Source organism: Asticcacaulis sp. P2_B1, from assembly GCF_056404915.1.
The window spans coordinates 141,084-159,981 of record NZ_JBFUDD010000007.1 but is presented as its reverse complement, the minus strand read 5'-3'; the positions used below and the strand labels follow the sequence as shown (position 1 = coordinate 159,981).

Sequence of the window (18,898 nt, the reverse complement as noted above, 5' to 3'; positions counted from 1 at the left end):
CATTCCTTATAGTTCGGATCGTACTGTTTAGGTCGGCGCGTTCGTTGCGCCCTGGACTGGATGAGGCTCTCGTATTTATCCACTCAACCCCTTTCCCAGCCCATTCAGGATTGCTGCGCGCTGCTCCGGTCTTAGTTCGCCCAGCAAACCACGCGTGGCTTCGGGCAGGTGGTCGGCCACCGGATCAGACTGATGGAAGATAAAATGGTCGAACATCGCCTTCCATGCCAGATTCTGCGCGGGTGGCAGGTCGCGCACGGTCAGAATCGCGGTCATCAGAGCCAGCATGGGTGGCGGGTTCTGCGGGTTTTGTAAAGCCGCCGGGTTCCACCAATAATTGACCTGCATGTTAAAGGTCGCATCCGACATGACCTGATGCCACCACATATAGGGCACGAACAAGACATCGCCGGGCCTCAGTTCTGCGATCTGACCCGCCGCCAACGCCTCGCGTAGCCGCGGGAAGCGTTCAAAATCCGGCTTGTCAATATCGGCCATCGAGGCCGGCACGCCCGATACCGTACGCTCCAGTGGCCCGATATAAAGGTTCTTGGTCTGCTCTGGTGGGAACAAGATAAAGCGTTTGCTTCCGGCCACCATGCAGACCAGATTGTCTTCGAGATCGAAATGCGTTTGGGTGATCGACTGGTTGCCGATCCAGACGCGTGGCTCGGCCGCAATGCCCTTCAGGCTGTTGGCTGCGGTTAACCCCGGAAAATGCAGTTTCAGCGGTGCCGACTGTATATAGACCCGCTCATCGGCCTCTCCTTTCGCCAATACACGAAGCCGCTCGAGCGCATCCTTCATTGGCACGCCGCCACGCTGGAAATTGAAGCCATGACCGCTTTCGTCATAAAAGAAACGCCCATCGCCGCCAGCGGATTGATGGAAGACCTCCGCCGGCTTGCCCGCGTCGCAACCTTTAAGGTAGTCGATCAGGGCGTCGACGGACGGTTGGCCAACCAACATCCAGTCGGCCACCGCACCTCTGAAAATCACGGGCGTGTCTCGTCCGGCCACAATCGCGGCGATGTCTTCACTGCCCACATCTTTACGGTCTTCAACCGCTGCGAATGCGATCATGGATAAACTGTCCTTCCATCCTCCCTAAAACGGGGCCCCTGCCGATTGAATCGAAACATCACGAACCATTGTTCAGAACGAAATCTTGAAGGCGCTGGCGTGTCGTGTCGGCAAGCTCGCCGGCAAGTCGATGGTCAAGGCGTCGTCGGTTTGCCGGAAACTCAATGCCTCGCGCACGCCCAACAGCTGCACGCGGCGCACCGACTTTTTCGAATGGCCTGCGCGACGGCCAAGCGACTTGATCACAACGCTCTGCCGCGGTTCCCCCAGCGTGATGGCGTAAAGCGTGTCGCCACGCGTCGTGAAGCGGATGTCGCTGGATGTATAGGTCGCGTTTTCCCTGAAGGCGCCATCAGCGGCTTCGGTGGGACCTTCCCCGAAAACCGTCCACGGTCGCGTGCCGTGAATAGCTTCGCCATTAACGGGCATCCAGACGGCCAGCTCGTCGACCAAGGTCTGCGATTCCGGCGGCAGGCTACCGTCGGGATAGAGTACGACGTTCAGGAGCAGATTGCCGTTCTTGCTGACAATATCGGATAGCATGTAGATGACTTCAGCCGTGGTCTTGTAGGTATAGCCGTCGCTGTAGAACCAGTCGCCATTCGAGGTGTCGGTTTGCCACGGACGCGGATTTATACCCTTCAGCACGCCGCGTTCGACATCCTGGACACACATGGCCGGATCAAACTCACCGGACCCGAAGGCCTTGCAGTTATAGACCGCTTCGGTCTTGCCCTTCTTATCCAACCGGTTGTTGTACAGGCGCGCCACCAATGAACGCCCAACAACGCCGAACGGCAGGCCACCGTCGGAATAAAGGAGGTCGGGTTGATAGCTGTCGACAAGGTCGCGAATACGGTTGAACCAGACCTGATGGTATTTCGGGTCGTGCGTGTACCAGGTGTCGGCATTTCCGCGGAACGGCTCGTCGTGCTTCGGATGATAGAGATCCGCCAGGGCCGGATGTGCGCCATCGTAGGGGACCCCGTTTTCGGGCCAGAACTGGTCATAGCCGTGACTCGGATGCCACCAGTTATGACTGGCGCCCAAATGCTCCGACACGCCGAAGCGCAGGCCGCGTTTCTGCGCAGCAGCTTTCCAGGTACCGACGACATCGCGCTTTGGCCCCATGGTAGCGGCATTCCAGCGATGATGCTTCGAATTCCACAGGTCGAAATTGTCGTGGTGGACGCCCATGCTGACGAAATACTTCGCGCCGGCTGCGGCGTATTTGTCCATCAGCGCCTCGGGATCCCATTTTTCCGCGGTCCACAGGGGGATGACGTCCTTGTAACCGAACTTTGAAGGATGACCGTATTTCTTCAGATGCTGGTCATAGTGCGGGTGGCCAGGGACATACATGTAACGAGCATACCAGTCGCCGAGGCGCGGCACGGCCTGGGGGCCCCAATGCGCCCAAATGCCGAACTTGGCGTCGCGGAACCAGTCGGGCGCCTGGTAGGATTTGAGCGACTCCAAATCGGGCTGGAAGGGACCGGTCGCGGCCGGTAAGTCGTAGGCCGGCGGCGCTTCGGGGACGCACCCTGCGTCGGCGCCGCCCTGCCCAGTTTCCTGCGCCAGGAGACTTGCCGGCATCGAAAGTCCGAGAGCGGCGGCGAGCGGTGCGCCAAGCAGATTGCGTTTGCTGATCGTAACCATGGTGTTTCTTTCCTGTCTTATTGCAACAGATCGACGCCGTCGGCGTCGAGATGCAAGGTCCCTGTAACGCTCGCGCCGGTCAGGACGCTTGTCTTCTTGCCGTCGATGGCGACATCCTTCGGTCCATAGGATGCATTGACATAAAGGGTGCGTCCGTTAACGACGCGGGCATAGACGCCATCCGGCGTCTTCGGACCGGGTTGGATGCCAAGACCGGCGTACAGGCTGCGATACAAGGGCTGCATAACCGATGGCTGAGCCGGCGTGGCGACATAGATCGCCTGGCCCTTACCGAAATGGTTGAGCGTCGCGATCGGCGGTGTTCCGTCGACATTGCTGAAGCGGCCCAAAACCTGCGCCGTGGACGGCTCCAACACTTCATAGAAGTTGATCGTGGTGCTGATCGTTGCGCCGCCCAATGTGGCGGAAAGCGCGTTGCCGCTGCGATAGAATTCGTTGGTCCGGATGCCGAAGACGTCGGACAATCGTCCCGGCAGGGGCGTATTGAACCACTGGTTATGCTCGTCCACCTTTGCCGAGAAGGCGGTCATGATGACCGTGCCGCCGTTCTTCACATAGTTGCGGATATTGTCGGCCGACGCTTGGTCCATGAGGTAGTCGCCTGGCACGACGACCAGCTTGTAGCGGCTCAGGTCCTCGTGGCCGATATTGATGACGGCGACATCGATATTGTCGTTGTAGATGGGAGAGAAAGCATTGTGTTCCTGCTCCATATACGGCGTCGTAATATATTGCTTGACGGTATTCGAAGGTCCGTGCGGGTCTGACGCGACCTTGCTTTCGAACGAATAGGCGATTGCGGCCTGCGGATCGAGCGCCCGCGGGAAGCCCAGGGTCTGCATCTTTTTAAATTCGGAGGCGATCTTGCCCCATTCGTCGAGCTTCCAAGACGGTCGGTCGTCGTGGTCGACAAGGCCGAACAAAGCCTGTTCCTCACCGCCCAGATGGCTGTTGAAGGTCCAGGCCAGCATGCCCTGACCGCCGTTAATCAGCCCGAAATACGCCCACATGCGCGAGCGCCCCTTCGAGCCATAGTAGCCCCCGCCACCGGCCTGGAATTCGTTGAACCAACTGGGCGTCGTCAGGGCGCCCTTCATCATCATGGTCTCGAAACCACCGCCGATCGCATCGCCATTGTAAAAGCCGTACGAGCCGTAACTGACGTACTGCTTGTAGGTCGACAGGTAGTCGAAGCCCTTGCGGTCGGCGCTGTCCCACAGGTTCGAGATGGCCGGCTTGTTCGGCACATTCTTCTCGCGAATAGCTTCCAGGTCCTTGATCACATCGACGGTGATATCCGACCAGAAACGGTGCAGGTCGAGATAGCGTTCGAACGGCCCCGGGCCGTCGGCATAGGGCAACCGCACTTCGTCCCAGTCATCGATACGGCGCGACCAGCGCTGCGTCGCCCAGGCCTTGTTGAGCGTTGGCAGATCGCCATAGCGGTTCTTGAGCCAGACGATAAAGCGCTGCCGGTCGGCTTCGGACCAGGACATGAAGCCATTGCCGATCTCATTGTCGAAGCCGATGGCGAACAAGGCCGGATGCTTGGCGTAATGTTTCGTCAGCGCTTCGGCGAAATCGCGCACCACCCTGCGGTAGTCCGGGTCGCTGATGTCGTCCATGTAGCGCTCGGCGGGATAGAGCGTGGTGCCGTTCTGCGCCACAAGATTGGCGCCGGGATATTTATGATGCAGCCACTGCGGAGCCGGCAGACCGCTGATGTCGAGGATGGCCTTGATGCCGGCCTTGTCCATCTCGTCCATGATGGCGTCAAAAGCCTTGAAATCATAAACGCCTTCGGCCGGTTCGAAAGAATCCCAGGAAAGATCTCCCATCCGAACCACGGTAAATCCGGCCTTTTTCATCAACGCAATGTCCTGATGGATCTGCGCCGGACTGCGGTCGACCGGCTGATAGCAGGTACCGACGAAAAGCTGGCCTGCCCCAGGCCAGTCCGGATGATCGGTCGCGCTTTGAGCTTGAGCGAGGCCCGAGGCAGCAGCCAGCAGGAGTGCAGAGCTGAGAAGAAGGGTCTTGAGTTTCATAACGAAGGTTTCCTGGGACTCGTTTTTTCTTTTGGGGCCTACGATCTGGAATCGCGCCCATGAGTGCGTTATATTTATATACAAAATTAAATCTCATATACAAAACGTATTTGAGCATGGTGACGGCGAAATCTTTCGGCCCTATCGCTGCCATGTCCGGCGCCGGCTTCCCTTTCGCCTCCCTCACCCCGAACCTTCTTATTATCGTATGGTCGTGCTTAACCTCCGCGGAGAGCGGCCATCACATCAGGACATAGTAACTCAATTGAGAGCGCATACTAATACGCTGTATTAATTGTGATTTTTATCGCTTTCCGTCCGCAGTTTGGCCAAATCGTCCGAATTGTCCGAATCTGGACATATGAAAATGCAAGGACGCCCGGCTAACCTGCTTCCTGATCCCAAATCCCCTGGAAAGCCAGAACCGCGGCGCCGACCGCCGCCGCATCACACATAACAGAGGCGGGGCGAACAGCGCTTCCAGGCCAGTGGACGCCGACATGCATCGAAAGACGTTTGTTGATCTGGTAACACAGGCGCTCATTGACGCTCCGAGGCAACCGCCCTCCGATCAAAACGGCATCGGGATCGAGGGTGCATATAACGGTCAACAGCGGGAGGTAGAGATAGTCCGCGACTGCCTCGATCCAGCGTTCGACAACAGCCTCCCCCTCTCCGGTCAGTTGGTCCAGGTCTTCAAGCGAAACCGTTTCATATCCATTGTCTCGCAGGGCTTGCAGCAGATCCGAGACAAGCACGGCGTCACCCAGAACATTCTGCAAATTGGTACGGCTGGATCGCAGCGGACTTATTTGGGGCAGAAAGCCGATTTCCCCGCTGCGGCCGTGGGCGCCGCGGACATATTGCTTATTGATGACAAGGCCGCCGCCAAGGCCGGCGCTGATGAAGACGTAGAAAAAGATCCGAGCTCCAGCCCCGCCCCGAACTGCATTTCTCCGATGGCCGCCGCACCCGCGTCATTTTCCCGAACGACCGGAGCATCGACAATATCGTCAAGCAAATCCTCGAGACAAATCCCGTTCCAGTCCTGATAACGCGGAGGCTGGCCTGGCAAAACCGTGGAGCCCAGGTCGTCGGGAATGGCAACGCCAAGGCCGGCGATCCGCGCGACCAGAGGGGCATTATGACATTCCAGGTGATTGACGCTATCGATGACGAAATCACGGACCTCCTGCGGCCCGGCAAAACGGGCATCGCGATGAAACCGCTTTTGCACCGCGCCTGCGAAGTTGACAACAACGAGCGTGAGATGGTCGCGGTCGATATTGAGGCCGAGTGCGAAGGCGGCATCGGGATTGAGTTGGAGGGCGTGACTTGGCTGCCCCCTCGCCTTTTCGGAGTTGCGCGAACGGGTAACCCATCCTTCATCCACAAGCCCCCTGGCAATTTTAAACACCGCCGGCGGCGTCAGGCCAGTCAGCTCCGCCAGGTTGCCACATGTCATGTCGCCTTGGGCTCGAATGGCATTGAGAATAATCTTCCTGTTGTGCCGGCCGGCCGAGGAGATATTGGCGCCGCGCATCGACGCCATATCCTGTGACACCTTTCGCCAGAAATTTCCCGATTGCCGGAATTGTACGCGATTCAACATTTCCATCTTTTACGATTTCACCAGACTACTAAACACCGACACCATTCCCGACGATCCTGGTCATTCCCTACTCCGTCCCGGGTATGCCGACGACGACCCCGCGCCCGGCGATGTAGACAAGGCCGAAAACGTTGGGATCACCGATCAGGATGCTGCCGCTGCCGTATTGGTGGGCGTCATCATTGATCCGAACCCAGGACTTGCCCTCGTCCGTCGAACGGAAAATACCAAGCTTGCCCTTGTACTGCCCCCACACAAAAACCGTGGGATAATCAGTGCCCTCCGCCGCCTTACCGAAACCGACGCCGGTAACATTGGTCAATCCGTCAATCTGCTTGAACGGGGATTTAGGGTCGGGTCCATGGAAAAGGCCCCAGGGGCCGGGCAGCCAGATGTCACGGAGGCGTCCGGGCACGGCGCGAGGCTGCACATCCTGGTTCCAGCCGTCGAGTTTGGGCAACCCTTTAGCAAAGATCTGGAAACTCGCACCATTATCGGCACTGGCCACCATCTCGCCGGTTTCGCGGTTATAGGCATAATAGACGCCGTCCACCGATCGATCCGAAAAGGGCTGCAGGAAATGGCCCGTGAGGTGGGGATAGCCCGCCGAAGGCTTCCAGGTCTTGCCACGGTCAATAGAATAATAGAGGTCGCCGTTGCCGGCCGACCATAGCATGGATGTGCCCTTGGCCGACACCGCGATCCGGCCCGGGGCGTACCAGCCCTTGTCGTCATGCAGAACCAGCGGCGGCTTCGATGGCATGTCCTGCCAGGTCTTGCCATTGTCGAGAGAGTAGAAGGCATTGTTCTTGGCAGCATCACCATCGGCCGTTCGCACGACAAAGCCGGGGTTAAGCTCGGCAAAATCGACCGTGCGGTTGCTGCCGGCGGCCGGCTGATAATAGCCTCCGTCCAGGCCCGGCGAGGCGTCGAAATCGGCATAGCGAAACCCGCCGACATCGCCGACCGACACGATCAGGTGGGCGCCGGCGGACGGGCTGACCATATCGAGAACCGCCATTTCCTCGAAATTCTCGACGTCGAAAGACCAGTCGACCGTCTGTTTGCGGTCGGCATTGGTCAGGTTGTGGGTCATCCACAGGCCGGCCCCGGTGCCGTAGATGGCTTCATTCGGATCGAAGGGATTGATGGCAACATCCCAGATCCAGCTTCCCATCCGCTCCTCGCCCTTATTATCGGCCGTGATCCAGGGGAAACTTTCCGCGGTGTGCTTGGAGAGCGAGGCCAGATCGGCCCAAGTCTTGCCACCGTCGGTGCTGCGGAAAATGGCGTCGCCGCCGCCCCACCAGCGATCGGTCGCCGACACGATGACCGTTCCCGGTGCGCTGGCGGCCGCGCTCACCCCTGCGTAACAGAAGGTCGGCCCGCCATTGCCCGGCTTCTGCGGTGTGATGTCGCTCCAGGTCTTGTCCGTCACTTGGTACTTATAGACCGCGCCGTCCTTACAATCGTTCGGACCCGGGTGATCGGCAAAGGTGACGTAGAGCGCGGTCCCGGCGCCATCAAACGCCGCGTGCGGGGCCAAAAAGCCCTTGGGCGTCCCCACCATAATCTCCCAGGATGCGCCGCCGTCGTGGCTGACATAGAGGTTCTTGTCCTTATTGCCCGTGCCGGCATAGAGGGTCTGGGTGGCTGAACCTTTTGCAGCCGATTTCGCATCGAACAGGACAAAGGTTACCGCAGATTCCGGGAAGGACGATACCTTCGACCATGTCTTGGCTCCGTCTGTGCTTTTGAGCAGTCCGTCCTTGGTCGTGCCTAGGAAGAGTATGTTACCCATATTCGGGTCGACCTGCAGGCGTTCGCCGGCGCCGCGGCCATCTTCATTGCCGCCCAGCTTGACGGAGAGCTCGGAGGATTGCCATGTCAGCCCGCGATCATCGGACCGCCAGATGGTGCCGTTGCCGGCCCACTGGTTTGTATAAAGGCCAGTGGCCAGGTAGACCTTGTTGGGGTCCTGGGCATCGAGCGCCAGGCTGAAGACGCCGAAGTCGTCGCCACGCACCATGCCGTCCTGAAGCGGTATCCATGACCGTGTCGCAGGATCCCAGCGATAAGCCCCGCCGACATCGGTACGGGCGTACATCAGTCCCTTTTCGGTCGGATGATAGATGAAGCCATCGACGAAGCCACCAGCCCCCATGGGCGCCGTCGCCCAAACGTAGGGCTCAGTCTTGACCTTCGGCTCTTCGGCGCCGGCGGATGCGGCCAAGAACAGGGCTGAAAAGGCCACCCCGGCCAAATAGGCTGCAACAGTCTTCATATCCTCACCTTCACGGGTTTCTTGTTATTTTGCGTTGCGATGATGCCGTATGGCGCTGATCCGGCCAGGCAAAAGAGCCCGGAGGAGCGCACCACTGTCCGCGATACCGCTTCGCTTTTTTCATTATAGGCAATTGCTTTACCGACGCCTATCTGCTGATTTTATTGACATTTTAGCCTCTAACGGACGGGGCGGGCATGTTGGTGTCCGAGCTGTCCGCTTTCGGACAAGGCCGGCAAGCCTTCGGCGGCGACGCCTGCCCGCCTGAGCATAAAAAGCCGATACCAACGATCATTCTCATGACCATTGGGTTATTGCGCACGTATAAAAATGTTACATGTCAGGCGACCTAACGCCGGATCAGGGCTGAAGGCAAATCCCTCCGGTATGTAGCCTGAATGCAGCAACGACCCGCGATAAACGAGGAGGCGATTATATATCCCCTCGAATCGGGCGATCCGCTCGAAATCCTGGTCGGAGTCATTGAAGTAGGCGACCGGCGGGGCCCCATTGGCTTTCATTTCCGCCTTACGCGCCGTGGCGTAAATCGGCTCCCGATCGGGGGAAACGCGCTCAAAACCGGTCCTGCGGTGGCGAAAGAAGTTCGTACCGCCCTGCGGCGTCGGACTGAGGAAATGCAGCAGGGCAAAATGTCCCGGGTCGGTTTGATCAATGTGCGGCAAGCGTTGCCAGGAGTCGAGTTCGTCAGGCCGCTGGGTGACGAGGCAAAAGCCGGCTCTGAGAAGGTTGAAGGCGCGTACGCCGAAAACCTGCCCCATCAGGGGCGCCAAGGTTTGCAGACTCTGGCGCAGATGAACGCCTGCATCGCCATCCTCAAGGCCGATAGCCCGGCGTAGACCGGGGTAGTAACCGCCCTCCTCAGGTTTGAAGGGCGCCATGGCCGTCGCTTGGGAGATCATGGTTTGCGGTTCGTCCAGGAAGTCGTCGACGACCAGTACCCTGTTCCGTTCCCGTCCGATCTCCTCGACGAAGGCCATCATAACCGCCTCCTCCCCAATGTGTCGGCTGGCGGCGAAATGACATTACGCAAAGCCGCCAGGCGTTTCCGTCCGCGCGTCATCGGTCCACGACACCTTTCATAAAGGCCTTCAAACGCCGCACCACTTCATAGGTTATGGGGCCGGAAAGGCCTTTGCCTTCGGTCGGTAAATGCGCCGCCATCGCGTTGTGATCACCAAAAACGTATAGATCCATCAGCCGCTTCCACAGGACTTTCTCATCGTCCGGAAGATCACGCCAGGTGGCGATGGCCAGGAAAAGCGGCGAAAAAAGCGCGGGTCGCGCCATTTTCGCTTCGCTCCACCAGTAATTTACCAGGAGATTGAAAGGCGCCCGGGACTGCACATGGTGCCACCAACTATAAGGAATATAAAGGGCATCCCCGGGTTCGAGATCCGCGAATTGGGCGTGACGCAAAGCTTCCGCCAGCAAGGGATATTTTTCGAAATCCGGGGCCTCGATCTGGGCCATGGAGACGGGAACTCCACCTGGACCTCGATCAATGGGGCCGGGATAAAGGTTGCAAATCTGTTCTGGCGGAAAGAGGGTAAAGCGCCGCTTGCCAGCGACAAGGCAGGCCAGATTATGAGACGGGTCGAAATGGGTCGGCGTTCTGACCCGATTGCCGATCCAAAGTCTTGGCGGTGCGTCCGGGGGAACCAGGTCGAGAGGATGCAGACGCATGAAGTCGGGCATGAAGTCGTGAAGGATCAACGACTGAGAATAGATCGTTGGGACGGCCGGCTGGGTTCTATGGGCAAGCAGCCAATCCAGCAAGATCGGAATTGGCCGAACATCCGTTGTAAAGTTGAATCCCGTCATATCGGGTGTGAAGAAAAACAACCCGTCTTGATCAGGTGGAGAGATCGAAACGCTGGCCGGGCGGCCGGCGTCCAGGCGCTTCAGGTAGGCAACCACCCGTTCATCGGACTCCAGGCTCGCCTCCACCACGGGCCAAGATTTCACCAAGCCCTTGATGAGAACGGGCTGTCCGCCGGGTAATACCTCTCCCCTGAATGTGTCGGCATTCAGTTCATGACAAATCCGAACCGGTCGTCCGATCGGTGGCGCCTCGGCGAAAGGAGGTATGGACGGACGGACGGACACGCGGGTCATGACGCCGCACCTCGCTCCCTCAGAAAGTCGTCATGCCCCTGCAAGGTGTTTACCCGGTTCTTGATAACGCTCCTCATGCTTCGAAGGGCGTTTCGGGCGTCGGTTTCCGGAATTAAATCGGCTTGCGGATCGTAGCCTTGCGGCCACAGGCCCTGACCAAGCATCACGGCGCTCCAGCTCTTTTCCCTGAAAAGTTCGCCGGGGCTCAAAATCAGGCGCCCCAGATTGGCGAAGACGGCCATGCGCTCGGCAAGGCTTTCCGGGACACTCATGTCGCGGACTTGACGCCAAAACGGCGTGTCGTCCCTGTGAGTTTGTTTGTAATGCAAGATTACAAAGTCTCTGACATCCTCATATTCTGCGGTCATCAATCTGTTATAGAGATCGACTTCCGCCTGGACGATCCCGCTCGCGGGGAAAAGCGCCATCAGGATTGCAACGCCACGCTGTATCAGGTGAATGCTTGTGGATTCCAAAGGCTCGACGAAACCCGAGGCCAATCCCAGGGCGATGACGTTCTTGTTCCAGGTCAACCGGCGGCGCCCCGTGGTAAAGCGCAGGCGTCTTGGTGCTGCGAGGGCCGGGCCGTCGAGATTGTCGAGCAGGCCGGCCTCGGCTTCGTCGTCGTTCATAAACTGGCTGCAATAGACGTGGCCATTGCCGATGCGATGCTGCAGAGGAATACGCCACTGCCAGCCGGCCGCACCGGCCGTGGCGCGTGTGTAGGGCATGGTGGGGCCTGCCAAGGCACTCGGTACGGCGATGGCGCGGTCCATGGGCAGCCAGTGGGACCAGTCGACATAGCCGGTCTTCAGGGCGTCTTCGATCAGAAGTCCCCTGAAGCCGGAACAATCAATATACAGGTCCGCCTGCAGTGTTTCGCCATCCGACAATTTCAAGGCGTCGACAAAGCCCGTCTCACCATCAAGAGTCACGCCGGCGATACGGGCGTCGACATGCATCACCCCGTTTTTGAGCGCGACCTCGCGCAGAAGGTCGGCATACATCGCCGCGTCGAAATGGAAGGCATAGGATAATTTCGACAGGGGGTCACGCGGATCGTCCGTCGGTCGGGCGAACCGTCCGGCATAGGCCGCCATGGTGGCTATCGAATAGTCCGCCAGCGCTCCCTCACGCATTCTCATCCAGTGCTGGTGGAACTGAATCCCGGACATGTCATGCCCATGATTGCCGAAGGGATGGAAATAGCGGTCGCCCAGCGCGCCCCAATTTACAAATTCGATACCCAGCTTGAAGGTGGCGTTCGTCCGGCGCATCACCTCGTCTTCATCCAGACCCAGCATGAAATTAAGCTGACGGATAGGCGGGATCGTGGCCTCGCCGACACCGACGGTGCCGATTTCCGAGGAGTCCACCACGGTAATGGAAACACTATGCCGTTCGAGACTTGCCGACAAGACCGCCGCGGCTATCCAACCGGCGGTACCGCCTCCGACAATAATGACTTTTTTTATGGGCTGCATCTGTGTCCTGTTCCCCGGTACTCTTCTCGCCTGTAGTTCAACATGTTTTGGATCCATCGCCAGCAAGGACTGCGGATCGTGTTTGTGGGTGATGCGAGGCCAGGACTTGCCTCATCCGTCGAGCGGAAAGCCTGGATGGTCGCGCCGGGATCCACGATGCCACCTCGCTTTTCATTATTATAGGCAATTGCCATCTAAGCAGCTACCTGTTGATTTTCCTTGTCTTTTCACCCACGGCAGACCGCTTGACCGCCAATGTGTCCGAATCGTCCACTTTCGGACAACATGCCCGCTGTTCTCAAAGAGCATAGGCAAGAATGGAACGCGGCGGCGGCGGGCGGAGAGTTTCCGCGGCGACGCCGTCCCCGGTTATGACGCCGGATTGCCGATGATAACGCCGCGCCCGCCCGCGCCGATATATATGCGGCCAAACACCCGCGGATCGCCGGAAATGACATCGCCGTTCGTAAACTGGTGTTTGTCGTCATTGATCCGTTCCCAGGAATTTCCGCCATCGATCGACCGGTAATAGCCATCTTGTGGATTTCCTTCCCGTTTTATTGCCCGAGTTTTCGTTGAAACTGCGGTTACCAGATCAGCGTCGCATGCCGGTTCGCGTACGACGCCAGCCCCTGGGCGGGCTTCGTTTTTTTTAAGCACTTTTCTTGTACTGAAACCCTTGCCGGCGAACCTGCTCGATCAGATCCCGGTGCGTGGGCAGGACCGACAACGCCTGGTCGCCCTGCCGCCTTATGGCGGCAAATTGCGCCCTGGCGTCGTCGAAATACCTGTAGACGCCGGCCTGCGCCCGGATGTCTGTCTTGTACCCCATGCCATAAAGGACATATTGCCAGCTGGCCTCGGTGAAGATGTCGTGGTTAGGATCCATATCCAGGAAGGACGGCGGACGATAGCGCCACCGTTCCAGGCGCGCCTTCAGGCTGTCGGGAATCGTTTCCGGCCGGACATTATCGCACCAGAAATCCGTGTCCGAGCGCTGGGTCAGACAGTAGTGCATCTTAATAAAATCAACGACATGCGCATAGCGGCGCGTCATGATGCCGTTGAATTGCTCGGCGCAGACCTCGTAATTGTTTTCCCATGGGAACAGGTTGGACAGGATCAAGGCCGCGATCTCGGCGAAACCTATCCCCGTGGCCTCGAGGGGCTCGATAAAGCCGCTGGCCAAGCCGATGGCGACGCAATTCTTCTTCCATTGGGTTCGGCGATAGCCGGCTTCGAAATTCAAAAACCGGACATCGCAAGCGCGCGAAGCCGGTCCCAGATAGTCACGCAAAACGTGCTCGGCGCGCTCGTCGGTGGTATGGTCGCTGGAATAGACGTAGCCGACACCGCGGCGCGTGCTCAAACCGATATCCCAGGTCCAGCCACATGCCTGGGCTGTCGAGATGGTTTGCGATTCAATAGGGGCGCCCACCTGGTCGTAGGGCACCTGCACGGCCACAGCCCGATTGGCAAAAAGCTGCGAACGGCAGGATTCGAAGGGAACCCCCATGGCCTGACCGATCAATTGCGCCTTGAATCCGGTACAATCGATATAAAGATCCGCCGTGAGGTCGCCATGCCGCCGCGTCGTCAGACGCTCGATAAAACCGGTCTCGCCGACGACGACCCGGTCGACCGTGTCCTCCACGTGCGTTACGCCGAGGGAGACAGCTTTCTTGCGCAGGAGCCTGGCCAGTTCCACGGCGTCAAAGTGGTAGGCATAGCCCAGCGGCCCGCCATGGCCGGCATGATCGATAAGTTTCGGCGCCCGCTTGTCGTTGACGACACGCTGCTGGATGGTGCTTACGCTTTCCCAACTGGCATCGCCCGCGACACCGAGAAGCCAGTAGGGTAAAAGATCGAAGTCGGAATGTTGGGCCGGAATTTGGAAAGGATGAAAGTAATGGTCATCGCCATTCTTGTCGGCGACGCCGCGCCAGTTGGCAAAGCGAATGCCCTGCTTGAATGTCGCGCTGGCTTCGCGAACCAGGCTGTCTTCGTCGAGCTCGATCCGGCTGAACGTCTTCCGGATGCTGGGGAAAGTCCCCTCACCCACGCCGATAATACCGATATCCGGTGACTCGACCAGGGTAATATCCAATCCTTCGGGGAGACCGTAGGATAGGATCTTCGCCAGATAGGCCGCGGTAATCCATCCGGCGGTCCCGCCCCCAACAATGACAACCTTCTTTAGCAAAAGAGACTCCGCGGATTATCTCATCGCACCCAGGACGACATGACAAGAGATGACATCGTCATGTCGCCAACGTCGTGTTTAGCCCGCAACTGAAGCAAAAATGGAGGTCATTTACCGGCTCGCGCCGCAGCTTGGCTTCAAATTGCAAAACAAAACGGGAGCCTTAATTCCTTAAGGCTCCCGTCCTAGCTTAGCTATTAATAGCGTACGCGCAGATACGCACTGGCTCTACGGTCGCTCTGGTACGTGTCAAGCCGCTCGTAGACGCCCGGGAGCGGCTCTTGCAGTGTCTTGGACACGGTGTTTGTCAGATTGGCAGCCGAAACACCGAAAGTTATGCGATCGGTAATCTTGTAGTCAAAACCAAAATCGAGATAACCCGCATCATCACTCCACAACGGCACCATCTCATAGATTCTTCCTTGATTTTCGTCCAAGCAGGCCGTGCAGGTGTAAGGATTACCACCAGTGGCGTTAAACGAGAGCGGATTGGCATTGGTGCTCAGAAGTTGCTTGGAATGCCAGTTGTAAGCCAGGCGCGCGTTAATCGGACCCTGGCTATAGTACAACTCGATATTGTACGACCATTTCGACAGGCCATAGTAAGGCAGCTTTTTGAAATCGGTGTTCGGATTACCGGCGCCAACGCCCCCCGCACCACCGGTACTGCCACCCTGGAATACGAAATCAGGTACATAGGGGCCGACAACGGAGTTGGCCAATTGCGACGGATTTCTACTGGTCACATAGGTGACGCTGCCGCTGACACCGAAGCCCTTGAAAATTCCCGGCAAGTTATCGAAGAACTTGCGGCCACCCATTTCAAAACCTGCTATCTCGGCCGGCTTATGAATCGATTTGTTTTGCTGATAGAACCAGGGCAAGTCGACGGTCACAGGCGTCTTTTCCGCCCCTTTCAACAGGGGGGTTGGTTGGATCTGATAGTAGTAGGTATACAGATCCTGGTCCTTCAGCTCCTTGCCGAACAGGTCCATATAGGCAAATACGCCGTCCTTGGGATACCATTCCAACGAAATGTCGCCGCTGCCGATCATGACAGGCTTCATTTCCGATCCGGATGCGCTGACTATGTTTTTCAGATAATTGACGGTCAACTGGTTATGCGTGACAGGATCAGCCCCGGTGAAGCTCTGGGTCGCGGCAGTGACCTGTCCCCCAGCCCGGATATCGCCAAGATTCGGCGGGCTGATACCTTCGGACGCGGCCAATCTCAGGATGAGCTTGGATGAAATGTCGAACTTGACGTTGATGGACGGCAAGGCACGGGTAAAGGAGATTTCCTTGCTTCGTGGCGCGGAATTCTGAACAACTTCGTAGATATCGCCCTGCGGCGTCGGTTGACCGCCATTGGCCATGGCCGCAATCGCGCTTGCCTGATTAAGATAGAAGCTGTTCGACGCGTTGATCACGAAATTACCATCGCCGGCCAGGATCTGCCGCACGACACGGACGCCGACATTACCGGAGAAGGGCGGAATAATCCCGAACCCGTTGCCGCCAAACTTGCCCTCGACATAGAGGGCCGCGTTCCTGAGCGTGGTGTTCGTGATTCCCAAACGCTTGTCGATACTATTGTCATAATAGGTTTGGGGCGTCCATTTGCCCGGCGTCGGATCACAAGGATGGTTGTTGGTGTCCCACGTCGCGTCGGGGAAGGCGGCGCAAATTCCCTTATTCACCGCATCCGTCCGCGCATCGGCGCTCAAGCCGGCCAAATGCGCCCAGTCATAGTTTTGCATCAAGGCTTCGCCCGGCACCAAGATCGCCCCCGGCGACTGAACCTTGCCGCCAAAGAAGTCGGGGAAGTCGAAAATCTCATAATCCGAAGGCTTAACGGTATCATACGGATTGACCGTAACCTGCCGCTTTGTCGCCACGCCGCCGACGGTTTCCGTAACTTCTATCGTGTACGGGCCCGTGACAGCCCTGGGTCCACCCAGATAGGCCTTGTAGCCATCGACCGAACCATCGGGGTAGGTATTGCTGACCCAACCTTCCGAAACCGGCGCCCAATAGGTGCCGATGAAGTCGTCGCGTTCGCTACGATCCGCAATCCGGCCGCCGAACGACACCGATTTGAAGAAGTGATCATCGCCCAGGAAATAGTCGCCGTCGATATTGGCGGCCACCGAGGTGCCTTTGTTGCGATTGCCATTATAAGCGAACTGGCTGAAATAGGCCGTGGACGTATTCACCAGGGCATCGGCATCAAAACCGCCCAGAACCGGAATATTTTTCGTCGCGTCGAAGCTGGCAGACGACAGTAATGGGTCCGATTGGGTAATGCCGGCATACATGCTCAGCCCGTCCGTGCGGGACGCAACAATTTGCAGGGCGCCGCGGAGACGAAGCCTGTCGTTCGGCGTCCACACAAAGCTTTGGCTGAAGTCCATCGTGGACGACGTATTGTGGCTTACGGATGTCGATCCGCCCAGGTTCAGGGTGATGGTGCCATTGGCATTATTGGACGGCTGGCAATAGAACATGCCATCCTCGGGATGTTCCGGCGTACCCGCCCTGTCCCAATTGCCCCAATTGATAGTCGGATTTGACGATTCCAGGCTGCCATATTGCGTACGGCAATCGGCGTTCAGCAGCTGCGGCAACGGCGTGCTCAGGGAACCGATATAGCTGTAGTTGGGATCCGTCGGATCGTAATATTGGGCCAGCCAGTTATTGCCACCCCAACCGAAAATCGGCGTCGAAGCACCGGTACCGCCAATGTGCAGGGAGCCACTGGTCATGGCGCCATCCTGATCAAAGGTGGCATCGGTCGGAATATTTTCATTGGTGGAGTTTGGATTGTTACCCCAGCTACCGGAATGCCCGGCGGACTTGGTCTTGTATTGCGAATAGAAAAACGTTGAACTCAGCGTCAAGTTGTCACTCGGCTTCCACTGGAAGGCCGCATAGAAACCGTCGCGATCACGCTTGTTCGTGTTCTGGCTCCAGCCGTAACCCGTCGGCACGAGCGAGCGTCCTGACGGCACGTTCGGATTGTTCTCCATCAGGTAGGGCCCCATTTGGGCGTCGCTATCCTGCGAATAATACTGGCTGCGCGCTACGTCGACCAGGAAGCCCATCTCGCCGTGATTCGTATCGAAGCGGCGCGTATAGAGCATGGACATGTCCGGCGAGATCTTCTTGACTTGGTCGCCGTAACTGGCGCCCAGGGACACGTCGAACTCAGGCTTCTTATAGTCGAACGGCATATGCGTTCTCAGATCGACGGACGACGTCCCACCCTCGATAAGGTCCGCCCGCGCCGCCTTGTAAACATCAACCCCGGCAGCGAGCTCCGGTGTGACGTCTCCCCAACTCAGGGAATTCGCGCCGTTGGCACTGAACGCCTGGCGGCCGTTCAGCGTACTTGCGTTATAAGGCAGGCCGCGCACACTGATACCCGTACCCTCGATCTGGAAGGACGGCGTACCACTGCTGCTGCCCACCGAAAAACGGGACAAGGTGACGCCCGAGACCCGCGACAGGACCTCGGTGATCGAGGTGTCCGGCAACTGACCCGCCTCGTCAGCCACGATCGAATCGACAATCGTGTCGGAATTCTTCTTGATCTGGATGGCCGACTGCAAAGCCTTGCGGCGGGCCGTGACCACGACCACTGTGTCATCGGTCTTTGCCGCGGCGGCGTCGCTTGCAGGGGCCGGAGCCGCATCCTGCGCATAGGCGCCTGCCGTCATCGCCGCCAGGGTAAGCGCCGAAACGCCAGCGCCAAGCCACATCTTAAATCCTACTTTTTTCATTCCTGTTTCCTCGTGACCCGGAGCTGACGCCGATCGCCGCTCCGCTTTTACGTTTTTCGTTTTAGGGCGGCATGGGCTCCGCCTTATTGTACGACAATAGAAATGGGAGCGTAAAAAATTCAAGGATAAAATTAAATTTCATATCCAAATTTTTGCACTGTTGCACACCTGACACAAAATTCGGGTGAAATGCTTTGGAACCACGTCCGGATCACGCGACCTCGGAACTAAGGCAAGGGGGTTCCGCAATTGCCGGACCTGCCGCCTCAGGGCCCATACCGCAATTAGCCAACGCGCAATTTGCTAATAAAATACATTTTTACATTAAAAGTGCAATCAACTAATCACAGGGCAGTTGAAAGTTTCATCGGCCACGCCTCACACCAGGGGTCGCCGCCGTCATTGGCTCGCGAGTCAAGGCCCACCGTCGCCAATGGCATGTCAAACCGTAAAAAAATCCCCCCTCATCTCGGGACAAGGGGGGAGAGTCGTGCGGAAGCCCAGACAGGGAGCCGTGGGCCGCCACGGAGAAGAAGCTCGAAGGCGCCCCCACAGGGAGGCGCAAATCACGATAAACTAACCCATT

At 58.0% G+C, this 18,898-nt stretch carries 12 protein-coding genes; all 12 read right to left on the bottom strand.

What is annotated here, in order from left to right; genetic code table 11:
• Positions 1-75 precede the first annotated feature (75 nt).
• The 12 genes from AC1DX3_RS16230 to AC1DX3_RS16175 all read right to left on the bottom strand — a co-directional run bounded on the left by AC1DX3_RS16230 (position 76) and on the right by AC1DX3_RS16175 (position 18,312).
• A complete protein-coding gene (locus AC1DX3_RS16230; protein WP_476990357.1) occupies positions 76-1,083 on the bottom strand; it encodes a cupin-like domain-containing protein in 1,008 nt (335 codons plus the stop codon).
• A gap of 72 nt (positions 1,084-1,155) precedes the next feature.
• On the bottom strand, positions 1,156-2,742 hold the full coding sequence (locus AC1DX3_RS16225) for an alpha-L-fucosidase (protein WP_476990356.1): 1,587 nt from the start codon (positions 2,740-2,742) through the stop codon (positions 1,156-1,158).
• A 17-nt stretch (positions 2,743-2,759) separates the two neighbouring features.
• Positions 2,760-4,811 carry a beta-galactosidase gene (locus AC1DX3_RS16220; RefSeq protein ID WP_476990355.1) on the bottom strand — a complete coding sequence of 684 codons (2,052 nt, stop codon included), beginning with the start codon at positions 4,809-4,811 and terminating at the stop codon, positions 2,760-2,762.
• 383 nt (positions 4,812-5,194) lie between these two features.
• Positions 5,195-5,686: an ROK family protein gene (locus tag AC1DX3_RS16215; protein WP_476990393.1), complete on the bottom strand. Its 492-nt coding sequence runs from the start codon at positions 5,684-5,686 to the stop codon at positions 5,195-5,197.
• Entirely contained in the window at positions 5,620-6,423 is an 804-nt protein-coding gene (locus tag AC1DX3_RS16210; RefSeq protein ID WP_476990354.1) for an ROK family transcriptional regulator, read from the bottom strand. The genes AC1DX3_RS16215 and AC1DX3_RS16210 overlap by 67 nt, the downstream gene beginning before the upstream one ends.
• A gap of 67 nt (positions 6,424-6,490) precedes the next feature.
• Positions 6,491-8,707 (bottom strand): exo-alpha-sialidase, encoded by a 2,217-nt coding sequence (locus AC1DX3_RS16205; RefSeq protein ID WP_476990353.1) that lies wholly within the window; start codon positions 8,705-8,707, stop codon positions 6,491-6,493.
• A gap of 311 nt (positions 8,708-9,018) precedes the next feature.
• Positions 9,019-9,708, bottom strand: coding sequence for a DUF6445 family protein (locus AC1DX3_RS16200; protein WP_476990352.1), 690 nt, complete (start codon positions 9,706-9,708; stop codon positions 9,019-9,021).
• Between the two features lie 76 nt (positions 9,709-9,784).
• Complete coding sequence (locus tag AC1DX3_RS16195) at positions 9,785-10,843, bottom strand: cupin-like domain-containing protein (RefSeq protein WP_476990351.1); 1,059 nt, start codon at positions 10,841-10,843, stop codon at positions 9,785-9,787.
• Positions 10,840-12,384, bottom strand: coding sequence for a tryptophan halogenase family protein (locus AC1DX3_RS16190; RefSeq protein WP_476990392.1), 1,545 nt, complete (start codon positions 12,382-12,384; stop codon positions 10,840-10,842). The genes AC1DX3_RS16195 and AC1DX3_RS16190 overlap by 4 nt, the downstream gene beginning before the upstream one ends.
• A 312-nt stretch (positions 12,385-12,696) precedes the next feature.
• Positions 12,697-12,987 carry a hypothetical protein gene (locus AC1DX3_RS16185; RefSeq protein WP_476990350.1) on the bottom strand — a complete coding sequence of 97 codons (291 nt, stop codon included), beginning with the start codon at positions 12,985-12,987 and terminating at the stop codon, positions 12,697-12,699.
• Positions 12,980-14,530, bottom strand: a complete 1,551-nt coding sequence (locus AC1DX3_RS16180) for a tryptophan halogenase family protein (protein WP_476990349.1) — start codon at positions 14,528-14,530, stop codon at positions 12,980-12,982. The genes AC1DX3_RS16185 and AC1DX3_RS16180 overlap by 8 nt, the downstream gene beginning before the upstream one ends.
• Before the next feature lie 197 nt (positions 14,531-14,727).
• A complete protein-coding gene (locus AC1DX3_RS16175; RefSeq protein WP_476990348.1) occupies positions 14,728-18,312 on the bottom strand; it encodes a TonB-dependent receptor plug domain-containing protein in 3,585 nt (1,194 codons plus the stop codon).
• Positions 18,313-18,898 lie beyond the last annotated feature (586 nt).